The sequence below is a fragment of the Streptomyces sp. NPDC044984 genome, assembly GCF_040646935.1.
Lineage (GTDB): Bacteria > Actinomycetota > Actinomycetes > Streptomycetales > Streptomycetaceae > Streptomyces.
The window spans coordinates 19233-36285 of the sequence record NZ_JBEZBE010000019.1 but is presented as its reverse complement, the minus strand read 5'-3'; the positions used below and the strand labels follow the sequence as shown (position 1 = coordinate 36285).

Annotated in this window: 16 protein-coding genes; 9 read left to right on the top strand and 7 right to left on the bottom strand. The window is 71.2% G+C overall.

Annotated features, from left to right (window positions below; translation table 11 throughout):
• Positions 1-42 precede the first annotated feature (42 nt).
• The 3 genes from AB0A94_RS21290 to AB0A94_RS21280 form a co-directional block, all read right to left on the bottom strand.
• On the bottom strand, positions 43-1221 hold the full coding sequence (locus AB0A94_RS21290) for a damage-control phosphatase ARMT1 family protein (RefSeq protein WP_361746452.1): 1179 nt from the start codon (positions 1219-1221) through the stop codon (positions 43-45).
• 41 nt (positions 1222-1262) lie between these two features.
• Positions 1263-1910, bottom strand: coding sequence for a ScbR family autoregulator-binding transcription factor (locus tag AB0A94_RS21285; RefSeq protein WP_361746450.1), 648 nt, complete (start codon positions 1908-1910; stop codon positions 1263-1265).
• Between the two features lie 255 nt (positions 1911-2165).
• Positions 2166-3968 (bottom strand): S8 family serine peptidase, encoded by a 1803-nt coding sequence (locus AB0A94_RS21280; protein WP_361746448.1) that lies wholly within the window; start codon positions 3966-3968, stop codon positions 2166-2168.
• Positions 3969-4724: 756 nt separating this feature from the next.
• On the opposite strand from AB0A94_RS21280, the gene AB0A94_RS21275 reads away from it, so the two are divergent.
• Genes AB0A94_RS21275 through AB0A94_RS21255 form a run of 5 tightly spaced genes read left to right on the top strand, consistent with a single transcriptional unit; the run spans position 4725 to position 9589 of the window.
• A complete protein-coding gene (locus AB0A94_RS21275; protein ID WP_361746446.1) occupies positions 4725-5735 on the top strand; it encodes a substrate-binding domain-containing protein in 1011 nt (336 codons plus the stop codon).
• Between the two features lie 51 nt (positions 5736-5786).
• Positions 5787-8177 carry a nitrate- and nitrite sensing domain-containing protein gene (locus AB0A94_RS21270; protein WP_361746444.1) on the top strand — a complete coding sequence of 797 codons (2391 nt, stop codon included), beginning with the start codon at positions 5787-5789 and terminating at the stop codon, positions 8175-8177.
• 36 nt (positions 8178-8213) lie between these two features.
• Positions 8214-8645, top strand: a complete 432-nt coding sequence (locus AB0A94_RS21265) for a roadblock/LC7 domain-containing protein (RefSeq protein WP_217134567.1) — start codon at positions 8214-8216, stop codon at positions 8643-8645.
• 1 nt (position 8646) lies between these two features.
• The gene (locus AB0A94_RS21260; RefSeq protein ID WP_361746442.1) at positions 8647-9006 is read left to right on the top strand and encodes a DUF742 domain-containing protein; all 360 of its coding nucleotides are present in this window, start codon (positions 8647-8649) and stop codon (positions 9004-9006) included.
• Positions 8993-9589 (top strand): ATP/GTP-binding protein, encoded by a 597-nt coding sequence (locus AB0A94_RS21255; protein WP_361746440.1) that lies wholly within the window; start codon positions 8993-8995, stop codon positions 9587-9589. The genes AB0A94_RS21260 and AB0A94_RS21255 overlap by 14 nt, the downstream gene beginning before the upstream one ends.
• Before the next feature lie 43 nt (positions 9590-9632).
• Here the strand turns inward: AB0A94_RS21255 and AB0A94_RS21250 are convergent, their stop codons facing one another.
• The 4 genes from AB0A94_RS21250 to AB0A94_RS21235 form a co-directional block, all read right to left on the bottom strand.
• Positions 9633-10592: an ABC transporter substrate-binding protein gene (locus AB0A94_RS21250; protein WP_361746439.1), complete on the bottom strand. Its 960-nt coding sequence runs from the start codon at positions 10590-10592 to the stop codon at positions 9633-9635.
• Positions 10593-10666: 74 nt separating this feature from the next.
• A complete protein-coding gene (locus AB0A94_RS21245; RefSeq protein ID WP_361746437.1) occupies positions 10667-11332 on the bottom strand; it encodes an ABC transporter permease in 666 nt (221 codons plus the stop codon).
• A complete protein-coding gene (locus tag AB0A94_RS21240) occupies positions 11329-12030 on the bottom strand; it encodes an ABC transporter permease subunit (RefSeq protein WP_361746435.1) in 702 nt (233 codons plus the stop codon). The genes AB0A94_RS21245 and AB0A94_RS21240 overlap by 4 nt, the downstream gene beginning before the upstream one ends.
• Positions 12027-13151, bottom strand: coding sequence for an ABC transporter ATP-binding protein (locus tag AB0A94_RS21235; RefSeq protein WP_361746433.1), 1125 nt, complete (start codon positions 13149-13151; stop codon positions 12027-12029). The genes AB0A94_RS21240 and AB0A94_RS21235 overlap by 4 nt, the downstream gene beginning before the upstream one ends.
• A 245-nt stretch (positions 13152-13396) precedes the next feature.
• On the opposite strand from AB0A94_RS21235, the gene AB0A94_RS21230 reads away from it, so the two are divergent.
• From AB0A94_RS21230 to AB0A94_RS21215, 4 genes are all read left to right on the top strand, one after another.
• Positions 13397-13657, top strand: coding sequence for a hypothetical protein (locus tag AB0A94_RS21230; RefSeq protein ID WP_361746431.1), 261 nt, complete (start codon positions 13397-13399; stop codon positions 13655-13657).
• Positions 13658-14044: 387 nt separating this feature from the next.
• On the top strand, positions 14045-14887 hold the full coding sequence (locus AB0A94_RS21225; protein WP_361746429.1) for an aminoglycoside phosphotransferase family protein: 843 nt from the start codon (positions 14045-14047) through the stop codon (positions 14885-14887).
• 139 nt (positions 14888-15026) lie between these two features.
• The gene (locus tag AB0A94_RS21220; RefSeq protein ID WP_361746427.1) at positions 15027-15611 is read left to right on the top strand and encodes a TetR/AcrR family transcriptional regulator; all 585 of its coding nucleotides are present in this window, start codon (positions 15027-15029) and stop codon (positions 15609-15611) included.
• A gap of 78 nt (positions 15612-15689) precedes the next feature.
• A complete protein-coding gene (locus AB0A94_RS21215) occupies positions 15690-17036 on the top strand; it encodes an MFS transporter (RefSeq protein ID WP_361746425.1) in 1347 nt (448 codons plus the stop codon).
• The last annotated feature ends 17 nt before the right edge of the window (positions 17037-17053 follow it).

Below are 17053 nucleotides of genomic sequence, written 5' to 3'. Positions count from 1 at the left end.
CACACCATCGCGTGAACAGTGCCCGGTTCGGGAGTTCCCGGCCTATGTCCGGACCTGGATCAGCGCGTGGGTGCCGCCGGTGCGCCAGCGCTGCCCCTCCGCCGCGACCAGTGCCGCCTCGGTGCCGGCGGTCAGACCGGTGATCACGTCGGACTTCAGGGTGCGCAGGGCGGCGACCGGGCCCGGGAAGTAGGCCGTGGCCCCAGCGAACGGGGTGGTCGGGGGCCAGTACCGGTCGCCCACGAGGCGACGGTAGTTGAGGTCGCCCTTGACGACGGTGAGCGCGGCGGCGGCGAAGTCCGCGCGCAGGTCGTCCGGCATGTCCTCGTACGGCAGCGGCGCGCAGGAGAACGGGTGGGCGCGGAGGGTGAGCCGGCCGTCGGTGAGGGCGGCCCACAGGCCGCGGCCGTACTCGGCCGCCGTGCCCTCGGCACCGGTGAGCCGGCGCACCGCGTCCACGACGTCGGCGGTGGTGGCGTCGGAGACGTAGTACGGGTACGGCTTGACGTGCAGCACCGCCCGGGCGATCCGGCCGTGCGCCAGCAGGTGGGCGATGAGCAGCAGGTCCGGGACGAGTTCGCGGCCCGCGTTGTCGGCGACCAGGCACAGCGTGCCCGCGGGGGAGGCGCCGAGCAGGGACCACAGCCGTTCGCTGTCGTCGGCCACCAGGGCGGGTACGGCGGCCGTCTCCTCGGTTCCCCCGGCGGACAGCCGGAAACCGAGGTCGGCGCGGTTGCCCCACAGGGAGCCGTGCAGCAGGGCGCGGGCCCGTTCGTCCGCCGGGCGTGCGGCGAGGCCGTCGAGCGCGGCGAGTTCCTCGTCCGTGGCGGGCGAGTCGAGTTCGGCGAGCTTGGCGGGGCGGAACGGGTCGATGCCCTGCCAGGGACCGGGGGCGAAGTAGCCCACCGCGTGCAGCAGTCGGCGGTAGAACCAGCTCTCGGACCACAGCCACGGCACGTCGTACCAGGAGCGGCCGGCGTAGGTGTCCATCCCCCAGGTCTCCCAGTGCCGCCGGTCGTGCGCGTCGGCGGGGAGGGGGTCGATCGTGCCCCCGGCGCAGTCGGCGAGCAGGGCGTCGAGCGCGCGGTGCTGCTCGGGCCCGTACGGGAAGGCCTCGCGCACCTGCCGGATGATCGCGGGGTGGCGCTCGGCCAGCACGCTGTGCGGGAAGGTGCCGGGCTGGTCGGCGACGATCACGGGCGGGGTGGGGTGGTCGGACATGCGGCTCACCGTAACGCGCGCCGGTCGTCGCGCGCCGCGGGTCACACCGGCGCGATCTCGCGCTCCAGCCGTGCGGCCAGGCTGAGGTAGCGGGCGCGCCGGGTGACGGGGACCAGGCCCCGGATGAGGATCTGCCACATCTCGGCCGTACGGCGGGGCTGCCGGGCGACGGATTCACGGGAGTGGCCGACGACGCGGGTGCCGACGAAGAAGCAGACCAGGGAGTGCGCCACGACGTCGATGTCGACGTCCGGGTGGACGTCGGACTCCTTGACGGCGCCGAGGAGCCGGGCCGTGACGATGTCCAGCCACTCGGTGAAGGGATGGCTCAGCGGGGGGCGCGGGCGGGTGCCGCCGGTGGCGAGCCGCAGTCCGGCCCGCAGGACGGGGTCCTCGGCCGACATCCTGGCTATGCAGAAGGTGAGGCGCATCAGCGCCTCCAGGGAGGTGTGCCCCCGCAGCTCGGTGTCCCGGGCCAGCCGGCGGCTGGTCGCGGACTGGAGTTCCAGGATGGCGTGGGCGAGGTCCTCCTTCGCGGCGAAGTGGAAGTAGAGGGCCCCCTTGGTGACCTGGGCGTGCTCGACGATGTCGCTGAGACTGGTCGATTCGTAGCCCTGCCGGTCGAACAGCTCGGCGGCGGCCGTGATGATCGTCGCGCGGGTCTGCTCGGCGCGTACCTGCCTCGCCATCGCCTGAACTCCTGAGCCGGAAAGGAACGGGTCATGCTGTTTGTTTTCACGCCGGGTACACGATAGCTCACACTGTGATGACTCCCATCACTCGGCTATCCCACCGGACTTGGGTACATCGGGCAAAGCAAACGCGCTCTCCGAAAGAAAACAGCGCGTCCGGTATCTAAGTGTGTCAGGTGCGGGGGCAAAAGAGAACGGCGGGCCGGCCGGTGCCCCATCCGCACCGGCCGGCCCGCCCTTTTCGGGGGTGGATCAGAAGGTCAGCCGCCAGCCGTTGAGCCGGCCGGTGTCGTAGGACGCCGTGTCCTGGACCCGCAGCTTCCAGGTGCCGTCGGCGGTCTCGGCGGAGGCGTTCACGGTGTAGGTGGTGTTGACGTCGTCCGCGGAGTCCGAACCGTCGGCGGACTTCAGGCGGTACACCGAACCGTCCGGCGCCACCAGGTCGATCACCAGGTCACCGCGGTAGGTGTGGGTGATGTCCACGCCGACCTGGAGGGTCGAGGGCGCGTAACCGCCGCGGCCGCTGACGCCGATCGGCGACTCGACCGCCGAGCCGTTGTCCGGGATGGACATCGCGGTGGTGCTGGAGTACGTGGCGCCCGTGGACGTACCGCCCTTGACCGCCTGGACCGTCTTGGCGGCGTCCGCCAGGCCCGCGCCGCAGCCGCCGGAGCAGGTGCCGGGCAGCGCACGGGCGTTGGACTTGACCGCCGACTCGATCTGGGCCGGGGTGAGGGCGGGGTTGGCCGACTTCATCAGCGCGGCGAGGCCCGCGATGTGCGGGGTGGCCATGCTGGTGCCCTGGTAGTAGGCGTAGTTCTCGGTCGACGGGGTGCGGGTGCCGGAGTTCAGCGTGGACAGGATGCCGTTGGCCGCGGTCGCGGTCTCACCGCCGGGCGCGGCGATGTCCACGATCGTGCCGTAGTTGGAGTAGGAGGCGCGGTTGCCGGAGCGGTCGGTGGCGGCGACGGTGATGACGTTTCCGCAGTTCGCCGGGGAGGAGTTGGCGGCGTTCTGGTTCTCGTTGCCGGCCGCGACGACCACCGTGGTGCCCCGGCTGACGGCGCCGTTGATGGCGCTCTGGGTGGCGGTGGAGCAGGCGCCGCCCCCGCCGAGGCTCATGTTGATGACCTTGGCGACGTTGGCGTTGGCGGGCACACCGGAGACGGTGCCGCCGGACGCCCAGGTGATGGCGTCGATGATGTCGGAGTCGTAGCCGCCGCACTTGCCGAGCACCCGCACCGGGGAGATCTTCGCGCCGTACGCGACGCCGGCGACGCCCTTGCCGTTGTTGGTGGCCGCGGCGATGGTGCCGGCCACGTGGGTGCCGTGCCAGGAGGAGGAGCCGCCGGTGGTCTGGCCGCACTCGCCGGCCGCGTACCAGTCGCCCGGGTCGGCCGGGTTGCTGTCGCGGCCGTTGCCGTCGACGGAGACGGCGGTGTCGGAGATGAAGTCGTAGCCGCCGACGATGTTCGCGGCGAGGTCGGAGTGGGTGACGTATCCGGTGTCGATGACGGCGACGGTGACGCCGCTGCCGGTGGCGAGGTCCCAGGCGCCCGGCACGCGCATGCCGGCGGTGGTCTCGAACAGGTCCCACTGCTTGGCGTACTCGGTGTCGTTCGGGGTGGCCAGCGGCTTGTTGAGGCGGTCCGGCACGACGTAGGCGACCTGCGGGTCGGCCCGGTACTCGGCGACGACGTCGGCGACGTCCGCCGTGGTGGGTCCGGTGCCCAGGTCGACGAGGGCGGCGCCGGTGCCGAGGCGGCGCCGGAAGTCGACGTCCTCCCCGGCCTTCTCGCCCTTGGTGGCGGCGTCCGCGGCGGCGGCCTTGTCGGACGTGGCCTCGGCGGCACCGGACTTGTAGCCGACGATGAGCCGTTCGGCCGGGGTGCCCGGGGCGGCCTCGGTGCGGGCGGCGGGCGTCCCGGAAGGGACGTCCTGGGCGACGGCGGCCTGGGCGGACGCGGCCGTCAGCAGGGCGGCGGAGAGCGCGGCGACGGATATCAGCTTCCGTCTCGGGGAGGAGCCGCGGGGAGAGCTCGATGAGGTGCGCAAGGGGGTGCCTTTCGTGCCGGGACTCCGGGCAGCGCGGAGCGTGGGGAGGGAAGATCGATTCGCTTCGTCCTCGAAGCGGCGTGGGGTGAATCGACGTGCGGCGAATCGGCCGGCCGGGCCCGAGCAGCGGCCCGTCCGGGGTTACCGGCGGGTCGACTGCGGTCGAACGATAGGCAGCGCGCAGGCTTCCCGGATACGGGGGAAACCCTCGATCCGCCCGGGGAACCACCCTCGCCGTAAGGCGGTTGACCAGGAACGGACCGCTATGCCCGCATCGCCGCGGAGGTGAACCCGCCGGGCGTCCGCCCCGTACCGCGCGGAAGGAGTTCCCCGCGTTCCCCGCCCTCCGGAGGAGGCGGCCCGAACGCCCCGGACGACCGCACACCGGTACGTTCCGCGGGTACCCGACGGAGCCCGGCCACGCCCCGCGCCGTCGCGCGCGCCACCGCGGTCGCCGCCGTCCCGGTGCTCACCGGTGGTGCCGCGCCGGCGCTGAACGGCGGTTGCCCGAAAGGGAGTCGGGGCGGCTCCGTACCGTCCGTTCGGTTCGGCGGCGCGAAGCGGCCGCCCCGTACTCACGGTTCATCACAATGCGGCAGCATCGCCTCACTTCACGTGGCTGTTCACTTGACGACCGGTGGTCCCACAGGGTTGGCTCCGGGCCAACGATGGTCACCCGTTCGGCGCACGCCCCGTGGTTCCGTCGGTGCTCTCCCCCTGCTCTTGCTCGGCCGTACAGCGAGGTCCGCACTCCTCATGAACACTCGTCCCCCGTTCCGCCGCCTCCCGAGACACCGTCTGGTGGTGCTGGCGGCCGCGGTCGGTCTGCTGGCGACCGGCTGTTCCGCCTTCGGTTCGGCCGACGACTCCCCGGACTCCGACGGCGCGGGCGCCTCCGGCGCCGGAGGGATCAGGGTCGCGATGGTCACCCACGGCAGCGAGGGCGACGCGTTCTGGGACCGGGTGAAGCGGGGCGCCGAGGCGGCGGCCGCCAAGGACGGCATCGAGCTGACGTACGTGAGCGACCCGGACCCGGCGGGGCAGGCCGAGCTGGTCCGCGAGGCGGTCCGCGACGGTGTCGACGGCATCGCGCTGACGCTGGCCAAGCCGGCAGCCATGAAGGGCCCGGTCAACGAGGCGCGGGCCGCGGACATCCCCGTGGTCGGGCTCAACTCCGGTATCGACTCCTGGAAGTCGGCGGGACTGCTGGAGTTCTTCGGCCAGGACGAGGGCGTGGCGGGCCGGGCCGTCGGCGACAAGCTGGACGAGCTGAAGGCCGAGCACGCCCTGTGCGTCGTCCACGAGCGTGGCAACGTTGCCCTGGAGGCCCGCTGCGCCGGCGTGAAGAAGACGTTCGGCGGGATCACCGAGAACCTCTACGTGGACGGCACCGACATGCGCGCCGTCTCCGGCATCATCGCCGCCCGGCTGCGGCAGGACCCGACCATCGACGAGGTCGTCACCAACGGGGCGGACTTCGCGCTCACCGCGGTCGAGGCCGCCGCGGAGGCGGACAGCGACGCCGACGTCGCCACCTTCGACCTCAACGACGACCTGGTGGACGCCGTGCGCGGCGGCAACGTCCAGTTCGCCGTCGACCAGCAGCCCTATCTGCAGGGCTACCTCGCCGTCGACGCGCTGTGGCTGTACCGGACCAACGGCAACATCAGCGGCGGCGGGGTGGCGCCCGTGCTCACCGGGCCCGCGTTCGTCACGAAGGCCAACGCGGACTCGGTCGCCGGGTTCGCCGCCGACGGAACCCGCTGACGGGCCGGCCCGTGCGTACTCCTCCCACCATCCGACCGCTCTAGGACCACGATGTCTCCACGGACAGGTGCCCGGCGCCGTCTCGGCTCCATACGTCTCTCGCTGTTCCTCCTCGCCCTGGTGCCCAGCGTCACCCTCGCCGGTATGTGGGGACTGACGACGATCCAGATGTTCTCCGAGGGCCTGCAACTGCGGTCCCAGACGGAACTGAGCCGGTCCACCGGCGCGATGGGCACGCACGCCACGCTCGCGCTGCAGCAGGAGCGGAGGCTGACCGCCGCCTGGCTGGCCGAGCCGGACGGCTCCCGGACCGCCCTCGAGGCCCAGCGCAGGAGGACCGACCATGCGGTGGCGAAGCTGGTCGGTCAGGCGGACGCGATCGCCGAGGCGCCGGCGCGCGTCTCGGACCGGCTGTACGGGGTGCTCGGCTCCGTGGGCAGCCTGGAGTACTACCGGGACCAGATCGACAACCCCAGCGACATCACCGCCGAGCAGGCGCTCGACCAGTACACCTCGATCAACGACGACCAGATCCACGCCTTCCAGGAACTCTCCCAGGTCGACGACGGGGACCTGACCTCGCAGGCCGGACCGCTGGTCGCGCTGGAGCACGCGGCGGAGCTGGTCTCCCGGGAGAACGCGCTGCTCACCCTCGGCTGGCCCTCGGGACGCCTGGACACGCAGCGCTGGAGCGAGTTCGCGGAACTGGTGCACACCCGCCGCTGGCTGGTCGAGGACCAGATCGTGCCCTCCCTGCGCGGTGAGGTCAAAACACAGACCGAGCGGATCCTGCAGAGTACCGAGTGGCGTGCCCTTCAGGCGGTCGAGGACCAGGTGCTCGCGACCGCGCCCACGGGCGAGAAGCGCAGCGTCGACCTGCCGGACCTGAAGGAACAGTGGGACGAGGCCATGAGCCGGGTCGTCCCGCAGTACGCCACCATGATCCGGGAGCAGACCGACGCGCTGCTCACCCGCAGCGCCGACGAGGCCCGGGGCCTGCTGATCACGGCCGCCTCCCTGAGCGCCGGCGGACTGCTCGCGCTGCTGCTGTGCGTCGGCCTGTCCTGGCGCATCACCCGCTCGCTGTCCCGCCGGCTGCGCGGTCTGCGGGTGGCCACCCTCGGCCTGGCCGAGGAACGGCTGCCCGATGTGGTGGCCCGGCTGGAGCGGGGCGAGAAGGTCGACGCGGAGTCGGCGACGACCCCACTGGACTACGGACACGACGAACTGGGCCAGGTGGCACAGGCGTTCAACACCGCGCAGCGCACGGCCGTGCACACCGCGGTCGAACTCGCCGACACCCGGCGCGGTTTCCAGAAGGTCATCCTCGGTATCGCGCGGCAGAGCCAGAACCTGGTCAACCTCCAGCTCAGCAAGCTCGACGCGCTGGAGCGCCGGCACACCGACCCCGAGGTCCTCAAGGGCCTGTACGAACTGGACTCCACGGCCAGCCAGTTGCGGCGCTACGAGGAGAACCTGGTCATCGTCAGCGGTGAGCGTCCCGGCCGTACCTGGAGCGAGCCGGTCGCGCTGATCGACATCGTGCGCAGTGCCGTCGGTGAGGTCGCCGAGTACCAGCGGGTGGAGGTGCTCACCGAGGAGGAGGTGTCGCTCGCCCCGCCCGCGGTGGCCGACGTCATCCATCTGCTGGCCGAGCTGATCGACAACGCGACGGTGTACTCGCCGGCGCCGAGCCCTGTCGGGGTGCGGGCGGCGATGGTGGCCAAGGGCCTGGCCGTCGAGATCGAGGACCGGGGCCTCGGCATGTCGGAGGACGACTACGCCTCCCTGAACGCCCAGTTGGCCAAGGCGCCGCAGTTCGACGTGGTGGCGCTCGCCGACGACCTCCGGCTCGGCATGTTCGTGATCTCCCAGCTCGCGCACCGGCACGGCATCTCCGTGACCCTGCGTCCCTCGCCGTACGGCGGGACGACGGCGATCGTGCTGATCCCGCACGAGGTCGTGGTGCGGGACGTGCCGTCCGACGGTGACCGGCGGGAAACGCGCACCGGGGCCGCGGCGGACCGGGCCGACGGCAGGCGCGAGGAGACCGTGACCGCCGGCGTGGCACAGGCCGCGGCGCCCCGGTCGGCGACCCCCGTCCGGGCCGCCCCCGCACCGGCCGCACCGGCCGCGCCGGTGCCCGCGCCCCGCCGGGACGGGCTCACCCCGCTCCCCCGCCGGGTGCCGCAGACCAGCCTGGCCGCCGAACTCCGCGAGGAGTCCGTCCCGGACGCCGAGGACGACTCCGGCGACTTCACCGCGGAACACGCCGCCTCCTCCCTCGCCGGCTTCCAGCGCGGCACGTCCCAGGCACGGGACGACGACACCGACGAGGCCGGGCCGCCGGACGACGCGGACGGGACGGCCGCACCGGTGCACGTTCCCGCCGAGCTCCCGGCTCCGCCCGACGAGCTCCCGACTTCGCCCGCCGACCGCTGACCGCTGACCGCCGACCGCTTACAAAGGAACACCGTCATGACACGCCCCGTACCCGCCACCCACGCCCAGCTGGACCAGCTGCTGACCGGACTCGTCGAACGGGTCGCCGACGTGAACCAGGCCGTGGTGCTCTCCGAGGACGGGCTGGTGGTGAGCAAGTCCACCGGCTTCCTGCGGGACGACGCGGAACGCCTGGCGGCGACCGCCTCCGGTCTGATGAGCCTCAGCAAGGGCGTCAGCATGGACTTCCGCGGCGGTCCGGTGCGCCAGGCCCTCATCGAGATGGCGCACAGCTACCTGATCCTCACCTCGGCCGGTCCCGGCGCCCACCTGGTGGTGCTGACCGGTCCGGGCGCGGACGTCGGCGTGGTGGCGTACCAGATGAACATGCTGGTGAAGAAGATCGGCGAGCACCTCAGCGCGGCCCCGCGGGACATCGCGGGGCCGGCCGTCGACCCCGGCGCGTGAGGTGGGCGGGAGCGACTCGGCGGGCCGGCTCGTACGGCCGTTCACCCTGACCGGTGGCCGGACCCGGCCCAGCCGCGCCGACTTCACGCTCATCACGACGGTGACGGCGGCGGATCCGCAGCCCGAGGGGGCGGCCCGGCCGCAGCCCGAGCACTCCCGGATCCTGCGGCTGTGCGCCGAGCCGATGGCGGTCGCCGAGCTCGCCGCGCGTCTCGACCTCCCCATGAGCGTGGTCGTCATCATGCTGTGCGACCTGCTGGAGGCGGGCCGGATCACCGTCCGCCCGCCGCACCCCGTCGACCGCACCACCGTGGACCTGGATCTGCTGCAGAAAGTGAGGGAGGGCCTTGGCCGGCTCTGACACCACCGCTCGGGCGTCCGCCGGGCGTCCGGCACCCGACACGGTCAAGATCCTGATCGCCGGCGGCTTCGGCGTGGGCAAGACGACCATGGTCGGCTCGGTCAGCGAGATCGCCCCGCTGCGCACCGAGGAGCCGCTGACCATGGCGGGCCTGGACGTCGACGACCTGAACGGCGTCGAGGAGAAACGTGCCACCACGGTCGCCCTGGACTTCGGCCGGATCTCCGTCTCGGACGACCTCGTGCTGTACCTCTTCGGCACGCCGGGGCAGCAGCGGTTCTGGTTCATGTGGAACGACCTGGCCGTCGGTGCCCTGGGCGCGGTGGTCCTGGTGGACGTGCGCAGGCCCAGGACCAGTTTCGCCGCGATCGACTTCTTCGAGCGCCGGGGCATCCCGTTCGTGATCGCCGTCAACGGCTTCCACGGGGAGCACCCGTACCCGGTCGAGGACATCCGGGAGGCACTGGCGCTGCCGGACGGCGTGCCGGTGCTGCTGTGCGACGCGCGGGAGCGGGAGTCGTGCCGGGACGTGCTGATCGCGCTGATCGACCGGCTGATCGCGCAGGCGGCCCCGGCGCGGTGAACGGCCCGCGGGGTGCGGCCCGTCGGCCGCACCCCGGGCGGGATCAGTCCAGGCCGGCCGACTTCAGCCAGGCCTTCGCCACGTCCAGCGGGTCCTTCTTCTCCAGCTGCACCTGGGCGTCCAGGTCGAGGAGGGTCTCGGTGTCCAGTTTCGCGGAGACCGCGTTCAGCGCCTCCACGCCCTCCTGCGGCAGCCCCTCCTTGCTGACCAGCGGGGTGACGTTGGCGAAGCCGAAGAGGTTCTCGGGGTCCTTCAGGACGACGAACTTCTCCTTGACGATGGTCGGGTCCGTGGTGAAGACGTCCGCGGCCTGGACCTCGTTCTGGGCGAGGGCCGCCTGGGTGAGCGGGCCGCCCGCGTCGAGCGCCTTGAACGACTTGAACTTCAGGCCGTAGACGGTCTCCAGGCCCTTCAGCCCCTGCTGCCGGGTCTGGAACTCGGGCGAACCGCCGATCACCATCTCCGGCGCGACGTCCTTGAGGTCGGCGAGGGTCGACTCCGCGGTGAGGCCGTACTTCTTCGCCGTCTCGGCGTTGACGCTGACCGAGTCCTTGTCCTCGGCGGGCGACGGCTCCAGCAGCGTCAGCGACTTGTCCAGCTTGGCCTTGGCGGCCTCGTTCACGGCGTCCGCCGACTGCTGTTCGGCCCCGGGGTCGAGGTAGGCGAGCAGGGAGCCGTTGTACTCCGGCAGGACGGTGATGGAGCCGTTCTTCATCAGGCCGTACGTCGTCTCACGGCTGCCGATGTTGTGCTTGTAGTCGACCTTGAGGCCGGCGGCGCGGAGCGCCTCGCCGTAGATGTCGGCGAGCAGGGTGGACTCGGCGAAGTTGTTCGAGCCGACGACGACGGTGCCGGCCTCGGCCTTCTCGCCCTCGAGGGGGTTGTCGGAGGTGCCCTCGGAGGAGGAACAGCCCGCGAGCAGCGCCGCCGCGGCGGCGAGCGCGACGGCCGCCGCGCCGGTGTGCCTCGTCCTGGACCTGCTGCTCTTCGCGGTGAAAGTCATTCGCCGATCCAATCCAGCCGTTCACGGTGAGTCAAGAACGTCCGGGTCACGTTTGTCGCACATCTGATCGAACGTCAGCGCCTGCGCACGCCAGGTGACACCGCCAGTCGTCCCGCCGCCCAGAACACCGCGAGGGTGAGCAGCGCGAGGACGGCCACCAGGGTGGCGCCGCCGACCACCTTCTCGTAGTCGCGCTGGTAGAGCCCGTCGATGATGTACCGGCCGAGTCCGCCGAGACTGACGTACGCGGCGATGGTGGCCGTCGACACGATCTGGATGGCCGCGGAGCGCAGGCCGCTGAGGATCAGCGGGAGCGCCACGGGCACCTCGACCCGGAAGAGGATCCGCGACTCGTGCATGCCCATGCCCCTGGCGGCGTCCACGGGGGCGGGGTCGACGGAGCGGACCGCCTCGTAGGTGGTCACCAGGATCGGCGGCACGGCCAGCACGACCAACGGGATCATCACGGGCAGCAGACCGAAGCCGATCAGCAGCACGGCGAGGACCAGCAGGCCGAAACTGGGCAGGGCGCGGGCGGCGTTGGCGATGAAGGCGAGCGCGTTGCCGCCGCGCCCGGTGTGGCCGGTCAGCAGGCCGACGGGCAGCCCGATCGCGGCGGCGACGGCGAGGGCCAGCAGGGAGTACTGGAGGTGTTCCCAGAAGCGCTGCGGGATGCCGTCGTAGCCGTGCCAGTGGGCGCTGTCGCTGAAGAAGGCGTTGACGAAGTCGAGGACGTTCACCGGACCGCGCCCTCCGGGGTGATCTCCGCCCGCCGCACGGCGGACTTCGGGCGGACGCCGCCGCGCGGCATCCACGGGGTCAGCAGCACCCGCAGCGCGACCAGCAGGGCGTCGCAGAGGATCGCCAGGGCGGCCATCGTGACCACGGCGTTCACCGCGAGTTCGGGCCGATCGTACTTCTGCGCGGCCGCGAGCAGGTTGCCGAGGGCGCCCTGGTTGCCGATCAGCGCGCCGACGCTGACCAGGGAGATGCTGGACGCGGTGGCGACCCGGAGCCCGGCGATGACGGCGGGCGCGGCGATGGGCAACTGCACCTGGAGGTAACGGCGTACGGGGCCGAAGCCCATGGCGGTGGCCGCGGCGAGGGTCTCGTCCGGCACCGAGCGCACGCCGTCGACGATGGCCGGAACCAGCACCACGAGGCTGTACAGGGCCAGCGGGATCATCACGGTGAGTTCGGTCTGGCCGGTGTAGTCGATGAGGACGACGAAGAACGCCAGGGAGGGGATGGCGTACAGCACGGTCGTCAGGCCGAGCACGGGCGGGTACAGCCAGCGGAAGCGCCCGCACAGCTGCGCGATCGGCAGCGCGAGGAGCAGCCCGGCGGCCACCGGGAGCAGGGCCTCCCTCATGTGCAGGCCGATCAGCCCGGCCCAGCTGTGCTGGAGGTCGCTGGGGACGTCGAAGAAGCCGGTCATCCCGCGACCTTCTCCTCGTCGGCGCGGCCGGCCGTGTGGGCGGCGCGGATGGCCTCGCCGATGGTCTGCTGGGAGACGACACCGGTCACCCGGCCGTCGCCGTCCACCGCGACCGCCCAGCCGACGGGCGAGAGCACGGCGCAGTCGAGCGCGACCCGCAGGGAGTCGACACCGGGCACGAACGGCCGTCCGTACGGCAGCAGTTGCCCGGTCCGGAGGTCACCGGCGGCCAACTCCTCGCGTGCGGCCCAGCCGAGCGGGCGGCCGTCGGCGTCGGTGACGAGGAGGTGGGGTGCCTTGGTGGCGGCGATCCGTCCGGCGGTGGCGTCGGCCGGGATCACGGCGTCGGTGGTCGGCTCCAGTGCGGCGGAGGGGAAGAAGGACAGCCGCCGGATGCCGCGGTCGGCGCCGAGGAAGTCCTCGACGAAGCCGTCCGCGGGGCTCGACAGCAGCTCGGCGGGCGGCGCGTACTGGGCGAGCCGGCCGCCCTCGCGCAGTACGGCGACCATGGTGCCCAGTGTGATCGCCTCGTCGATGTCGTGGGTGACGAAGACGATGGTCTTGCCCAGCTCGTCCTGGATGCGCAGGAGTTCGTCCTGCAGTCCCTTGCGCACCACGGGGTCGACGGCGGAGAACGGCTCGTCCATCAGCAGCACCGGCGGGTCCGCGGCGAGCGCCCGCGCCACGCCGACGCGCTGCTGCTGCCCGCCGGAGAGCTGGTAGGGGTACCGCTTGGCCAGCGAGGGGTCCAGACCCACCCGCTCCATCAGCTCCGCCGCCCGCTCCCGGGCCCGCTGCCTGCCCCAGCCGAGCAGGCGGGGCACGGTGGCGATGTTGTCGACGATCGTGCGGTGCTGGAAGAGCCCGGCGTTCTGGATGACGTACCCCATGGACCGGCGCAGAGTGGTGACCGGCTGCCGCTGAACGTCCTCGCCGTCGATCAGGATCGTTCCCTCGGTGGGTTCGACCATCCGGTTGATCATGCGGAGGGTGGTCGTCTTGCCGCACCCCGAGGGCCCGACGAGGACGGTGATCGAGCGGTCGGGGATCTCCAGCGACAGCCGGTCGACCGCCACCGTGCCGTCCGGGTACCGCTTCGTGACTGAATCGATCCGTATCAAGACGCGGAATACCCTTCCGGTGGGCGGACGGTTCTGGCCAGAGCCTGACGCCGGTCGAGTCTAGACGCCGCCCCTGACAAGCGCCTCGAAGCACCGGACGCCCGTGTCGCCACCGGGACGGGCGTCGGGGCGCGTTCGGGAAGCGCCGTGGGTCAGCGCTTGACCTCCTTGATCTTCAGCATGCGCATGATGACCTTGTCGAGCTCACCCACCTCGGTATTCGCCGATACGAGCGGGTCATCCCGATGTCCACTGAGCTGTCCCTCTTCCGGCGACAGCCGGGCACCGTCCGGGGCGTCATCGCCCCAGCCACGGTCCTCGACATGATCGGACGCCGCCGCGAAGAGATCGCCGAGACGAACCCGGCCTTCGCGGGCACCAGGTTCACTCTCCACGACTTCCGCCGGCTCTTCGCCGAGGACGTCGTCAAGCACTGCCAGGAGTTCCTCGACCACCGCCGAGCCCTGCGTCCCGAGGGCGAGTACACCGACGTCACACCCGGGTAACGGACGGAGTTCGAGAGCACTTCGACAAGCGCAAGGCCGAACTCGGCAACCGCGCCCGCCTCTGCGGATCACCCTGCCGGCACGAGCGCGCCTGCATCCGATGCCCCATGCTCCAGGTCAGTACAAAGATGTTGCCCAGGCTCGCCGAGCTGAAGAAGGATCTCCCACTGAGACGCAAGAGGGCCCACGAGGAGCAATGGTCCGGCGAAATCGAAGGAATCGACATGCCACCCGCCTTCCTCCGGACCAAGCAGGCAGATGCCGCACGACTCACCCGCCGTGTCCCCGTGGACCTGGGAATCACACGGCCACGTAACCAGGAAAACGTACCGAACCGCCCTGCTGTCCCCAGACAGGTATGTGTACACAACGATGAGGGAGGACTGTATGGAGCCATCTGAACTCCGCCGAGCAGTTGAGGCAGCACGGGCGACCGCTTCGGAGCTGGGCCTTCAGGTCGACGATGTGGTCGTCATCCACAACTCGGACCGCGTCGCGCTGCGCCTGGTCCCTTGCGATGTTCTGGCTCGGGTCGCACCTTCGGGGCATCTGGCCGATTCCGCGTTCGAAGTAGAGGCTGCTCGCCGTCTCGCCGACGTCGACGCTCCGATGGCCGAGCTCGACCCTCGTGTCGACCCCCGGGTCTATTCGCGTGATGCCTTCGTCATCTCGCTCTGGACCTACTACGAACCCGTGGGATCAGAGATCGCGCCGGCCGACTACGCGGACACGTTCATGCGGCACCACGCCGCCCTGCGGCAGATCGATCTGGACGCACCGCATCTCACCGATCGAGTCGCCATGGCACTGAGAGAGGTGAACGACCGGGACCGGTCCCCCGAACTGTCCGATTCCGACCGGGAACTCCTCAGCGACACTCTCACCGGTCTGAGCGCCGCGATCAGCGTCGGCAAAGCCGATGACCAGCTGTTGCACGGCGAGCCGCATCCGGGCAACCTCCTGAACACAAGGAGGGGGCCGCTCTTCGTGGACCTCGCCACGTGCTGCCGTGGACCGATCGAGTTCGACCTCGCCCACGCACCCGAAGAAGTGGCAAAGCACTACGCGGGGGCCGACCACGACCTGATCCACCGATGCCGCGCCCTGAACTGGGCGATGTTCTCCGCCTGGCGCTGGCGCCGAGACGACCAGATGCCCGACCGGGACCACTGGAGAGTCGAAGGGCTCGACCGAGTTCGTGCCGCACTCGATCGTTGCGGACTGGACTGAACCGGAGACAGAGGGGCTGTCGGGCCGGCCCCGATCCGCTGCACCGCGTACGGCATCCCGAAACCAGGAGTCGTCACGGACCCGGCCACGATGCACAGTTATTTGACCGACCGTTCCAGATACATCTATGGTCTTCGACGTGGCCAGGACCAAGGAATTCGATCCGGACGCCGCGCTGCAGTCGGCCCTTGAGCTGTTCTGGCGGCGCGGCTACGAAGCGACGTCGATAACGGACCTCGTCGAGCACCTCGGCATCGGCCGCGCCAGCATCTACGCGACCTTCGGCAGCAAGCACGAGCTGTATCTGAAGGCCTTGGACCGGTACTCCGAGACGCGCGACCCGGCTCTCCTCTCCGAGTTGTCCCAGCCGGGCCCCGCACTGCCTGCGGTGCGGGCGGTGGTGCGTCGCTTCGCCGCAGAGGCCGCCTCCCCGGAAGGCCGGCTGAACGGCTGTTTCGTCACCAACACGGCAGCCGAACTGGCTCCGCACGACCCTGCGGCGGCCCGACGGGTCGAAATCAGCTGGGAGCACGTCGAGACCCTGCTGCACTCCGCGCTCGTACGGGCCCGGGCTCAGGGCGAGCTGCCCGAGGGCCGCGATCCGCACGCGCTGGCCCGCATGCTGCTCGTCCTGCTGCAGGGGGTACGGATCGTCGGCAAGGCGTCGAACGATCCCGCCCGGGTGCGGGACGCGGCTGAACAGGCCCTGGCCCTGCTGGACTGACTCACACCCGCCAAAACCACCGGGCCCCTTCCGCATGCCCAAATAATGAACCGATCGGTCAAATATCAGGAGGCCAGCATGACCGCCACGGGCGCTGCCCGCGTCGCCACTGCGCAGCAGCGGTACGCCTTCGTCCTCCTCGGTAGCGTCCAGACCACGCTGATCTTCACGCTCGCTGCGCTCGCCATACCGCTTCCCCTCATCGGGCGCGAATTAGACCTGCACCGCGCCGACTTGATCCTGCTCAGCGCCGCCTACGGACTGACCTTCGCCGGACTGCTGCTCTTCGGCGGACGCCTCGCGGACCGCTATGGCGGGCGGCGTGCCCTCACCTCAGGCCTGGTCCTCTTCGCCGCCGCCTCGGCCGCCGCCCCACTCGCCTCCGGCATGGGGACACTGCTCGCAGCGCGCTTCGCGCAGGGCGCGGGGGCAGCTCTGATCGCGCCCGCCGCCATGGCCTTGCTGCGAGCCGTCTTCCCCTCCCCACCCGCGTACGGCAGGGCGATGGCCACCTGGGGCGGGCTCTCGGTACTCGGCGCGACCGCGGGCAATCTGCTCTCCGGCGTCATCTCAGCTCTGCTGTCCTGGCGTTGGACTTTCGCGATACCACTCGTGGTGACCCTCGCAGCCCTCCCCCTCACTTTCCGGCTGCTGCCGGACATCACTCCGAGCCGGGGCAGGGCTCTCGACCTGCCGGGCGCCCTGCTCGCCACCGCCGGGATCACCCTCGCCAGTTACGGACTCGTCGTCACCGACACCCTCCCCTGGTCGTCGGCCGGCGTGCTCGTGCCGCTGCTCTGCGGGGCCGCGCTGCTGGCCGCCTTCTGGTATGCCGAGCGCCGCGCCCGCGACCCGCTGCTGCCGCCCCGCTTCCTGCTCGGCCGGCGGCGGGTCCTCGCTCTCACTGCCATCGCACTGAGCGCTTGCGGGACCGCGCTGACCTTCGTGGTCCTCTCGCTCCACCTCCAGCAGGCGCGCGACTGGTCACAGCTGCAGACCTCGGCGGCGTTCGTACCGTTCGCTGTCGCGCTGATCGCCTCGGGCCGGGTGGCAGGGCCGCTCATCGGCCGGTACGGGGCCCGAACCGTCACAGCGGCCGGGCTCTGCACAGGCGCGGGCGGGCTCGCCCTCCTCGCGCTCACCGGGATCGACGCACACGTCTCATACGGGTACGGACTGCTGCCGGGCCTCGTGCTGCTGCCGACCGGCACGGCGGCCTCCTTCGCGGGAGCCGCCGTGCTCGCCACCGAAGACGTGCCGCAGCAGCAGACCGGGCTCGCGGGCGGCGTGCTGAACACCGCGATGGAATTCGGCCCGACCGTCCTGTTCGCGATCCTGCTCACGCTCGGCAGCGACGCATGGTCGCTCGCCGTGGCGGGGGCTGGCCTGGCCCTCCTGACCCTCCTGACCCACCGCACCAAGTAATCCATCACTCAAGGGAG

Excerpts from the sequence above, each read along its gene's own strand:
- AB0A94_RS21285 (WP_361746450.1), bottom strand. The coding sequence starts at position 1,910 with ATGGCGAGGCAGGTACGCGCCGAGCAGACCCGCGCGACGATCATCACG.
- AB0A94_RS21215 (WP_361746425.1), top strand. The coding sequence starts at position 15,690 with ATGACCGCCACGGGCGCTGCCCGCGTCGCCACTGCGCAGCAGCGGTAC.
- AB0A94_RS21230 (WP_361746431.1), top strand. The coding sequence starts at position 13,397 with ATGTCCACTGAGCTGTCCCTCTTCCGGCGACAGCCGGGCACCGTCCGG.
- AB0A94_RS21265 (WP_217134567.1), top strand. The coding sequence starts at position 8,214 with ATGACACGCCCCGTACCCGCCACCCACGCCCAGCTGGACCAGCTGCTG.
- AB0A94_RS21225 (WP_361746429.1), top strand. The coding sequence starts at position 14,045 with ATGGAGCCATCTGAACTCCGCCGAGCAGTTGAGGCAGCACGGGCGACC.
- AB0A94_RS21250 (WP_361746439.1), bottom strand. The coding sequence starts at position 10,592 with ATGACTTTCACCGCGAAGAGCAGCAGGTCCAGGACGAGGCACACCGGC.
- AB0A94_RS21270 (WP_361746444.1), top strand. The coding sequence starts at position 5,787 with ATGTCTCCACGGACAGGTGCCCGGCGCCGTCTCGGCTCCATACGTCTC.
- AB0A94_RS21290 (WP_361746452.1), bottom strand. The coding sequence starts at position 1,221 with ATGTCCGACCACCCCACCCCGCCCGTGATCGTCGCCGACCAGCCCGGC.
- AB0A94_RS21275 (WP_361746446.1), top strand. The coding sequence starts at position 4,725 with ATGAACACTCGTCCCCCGTTCCGCCGCCTCCCGAGACACCGTCTGGTG.
- AB0A94_RS21240 (WP_361746435.1), bottom strand. The coding sequence starts at position 12,030 with ATGACCGGCTTCTTCGACGTCCCCAGCGACCTCCAGCACAGCTGGGCC.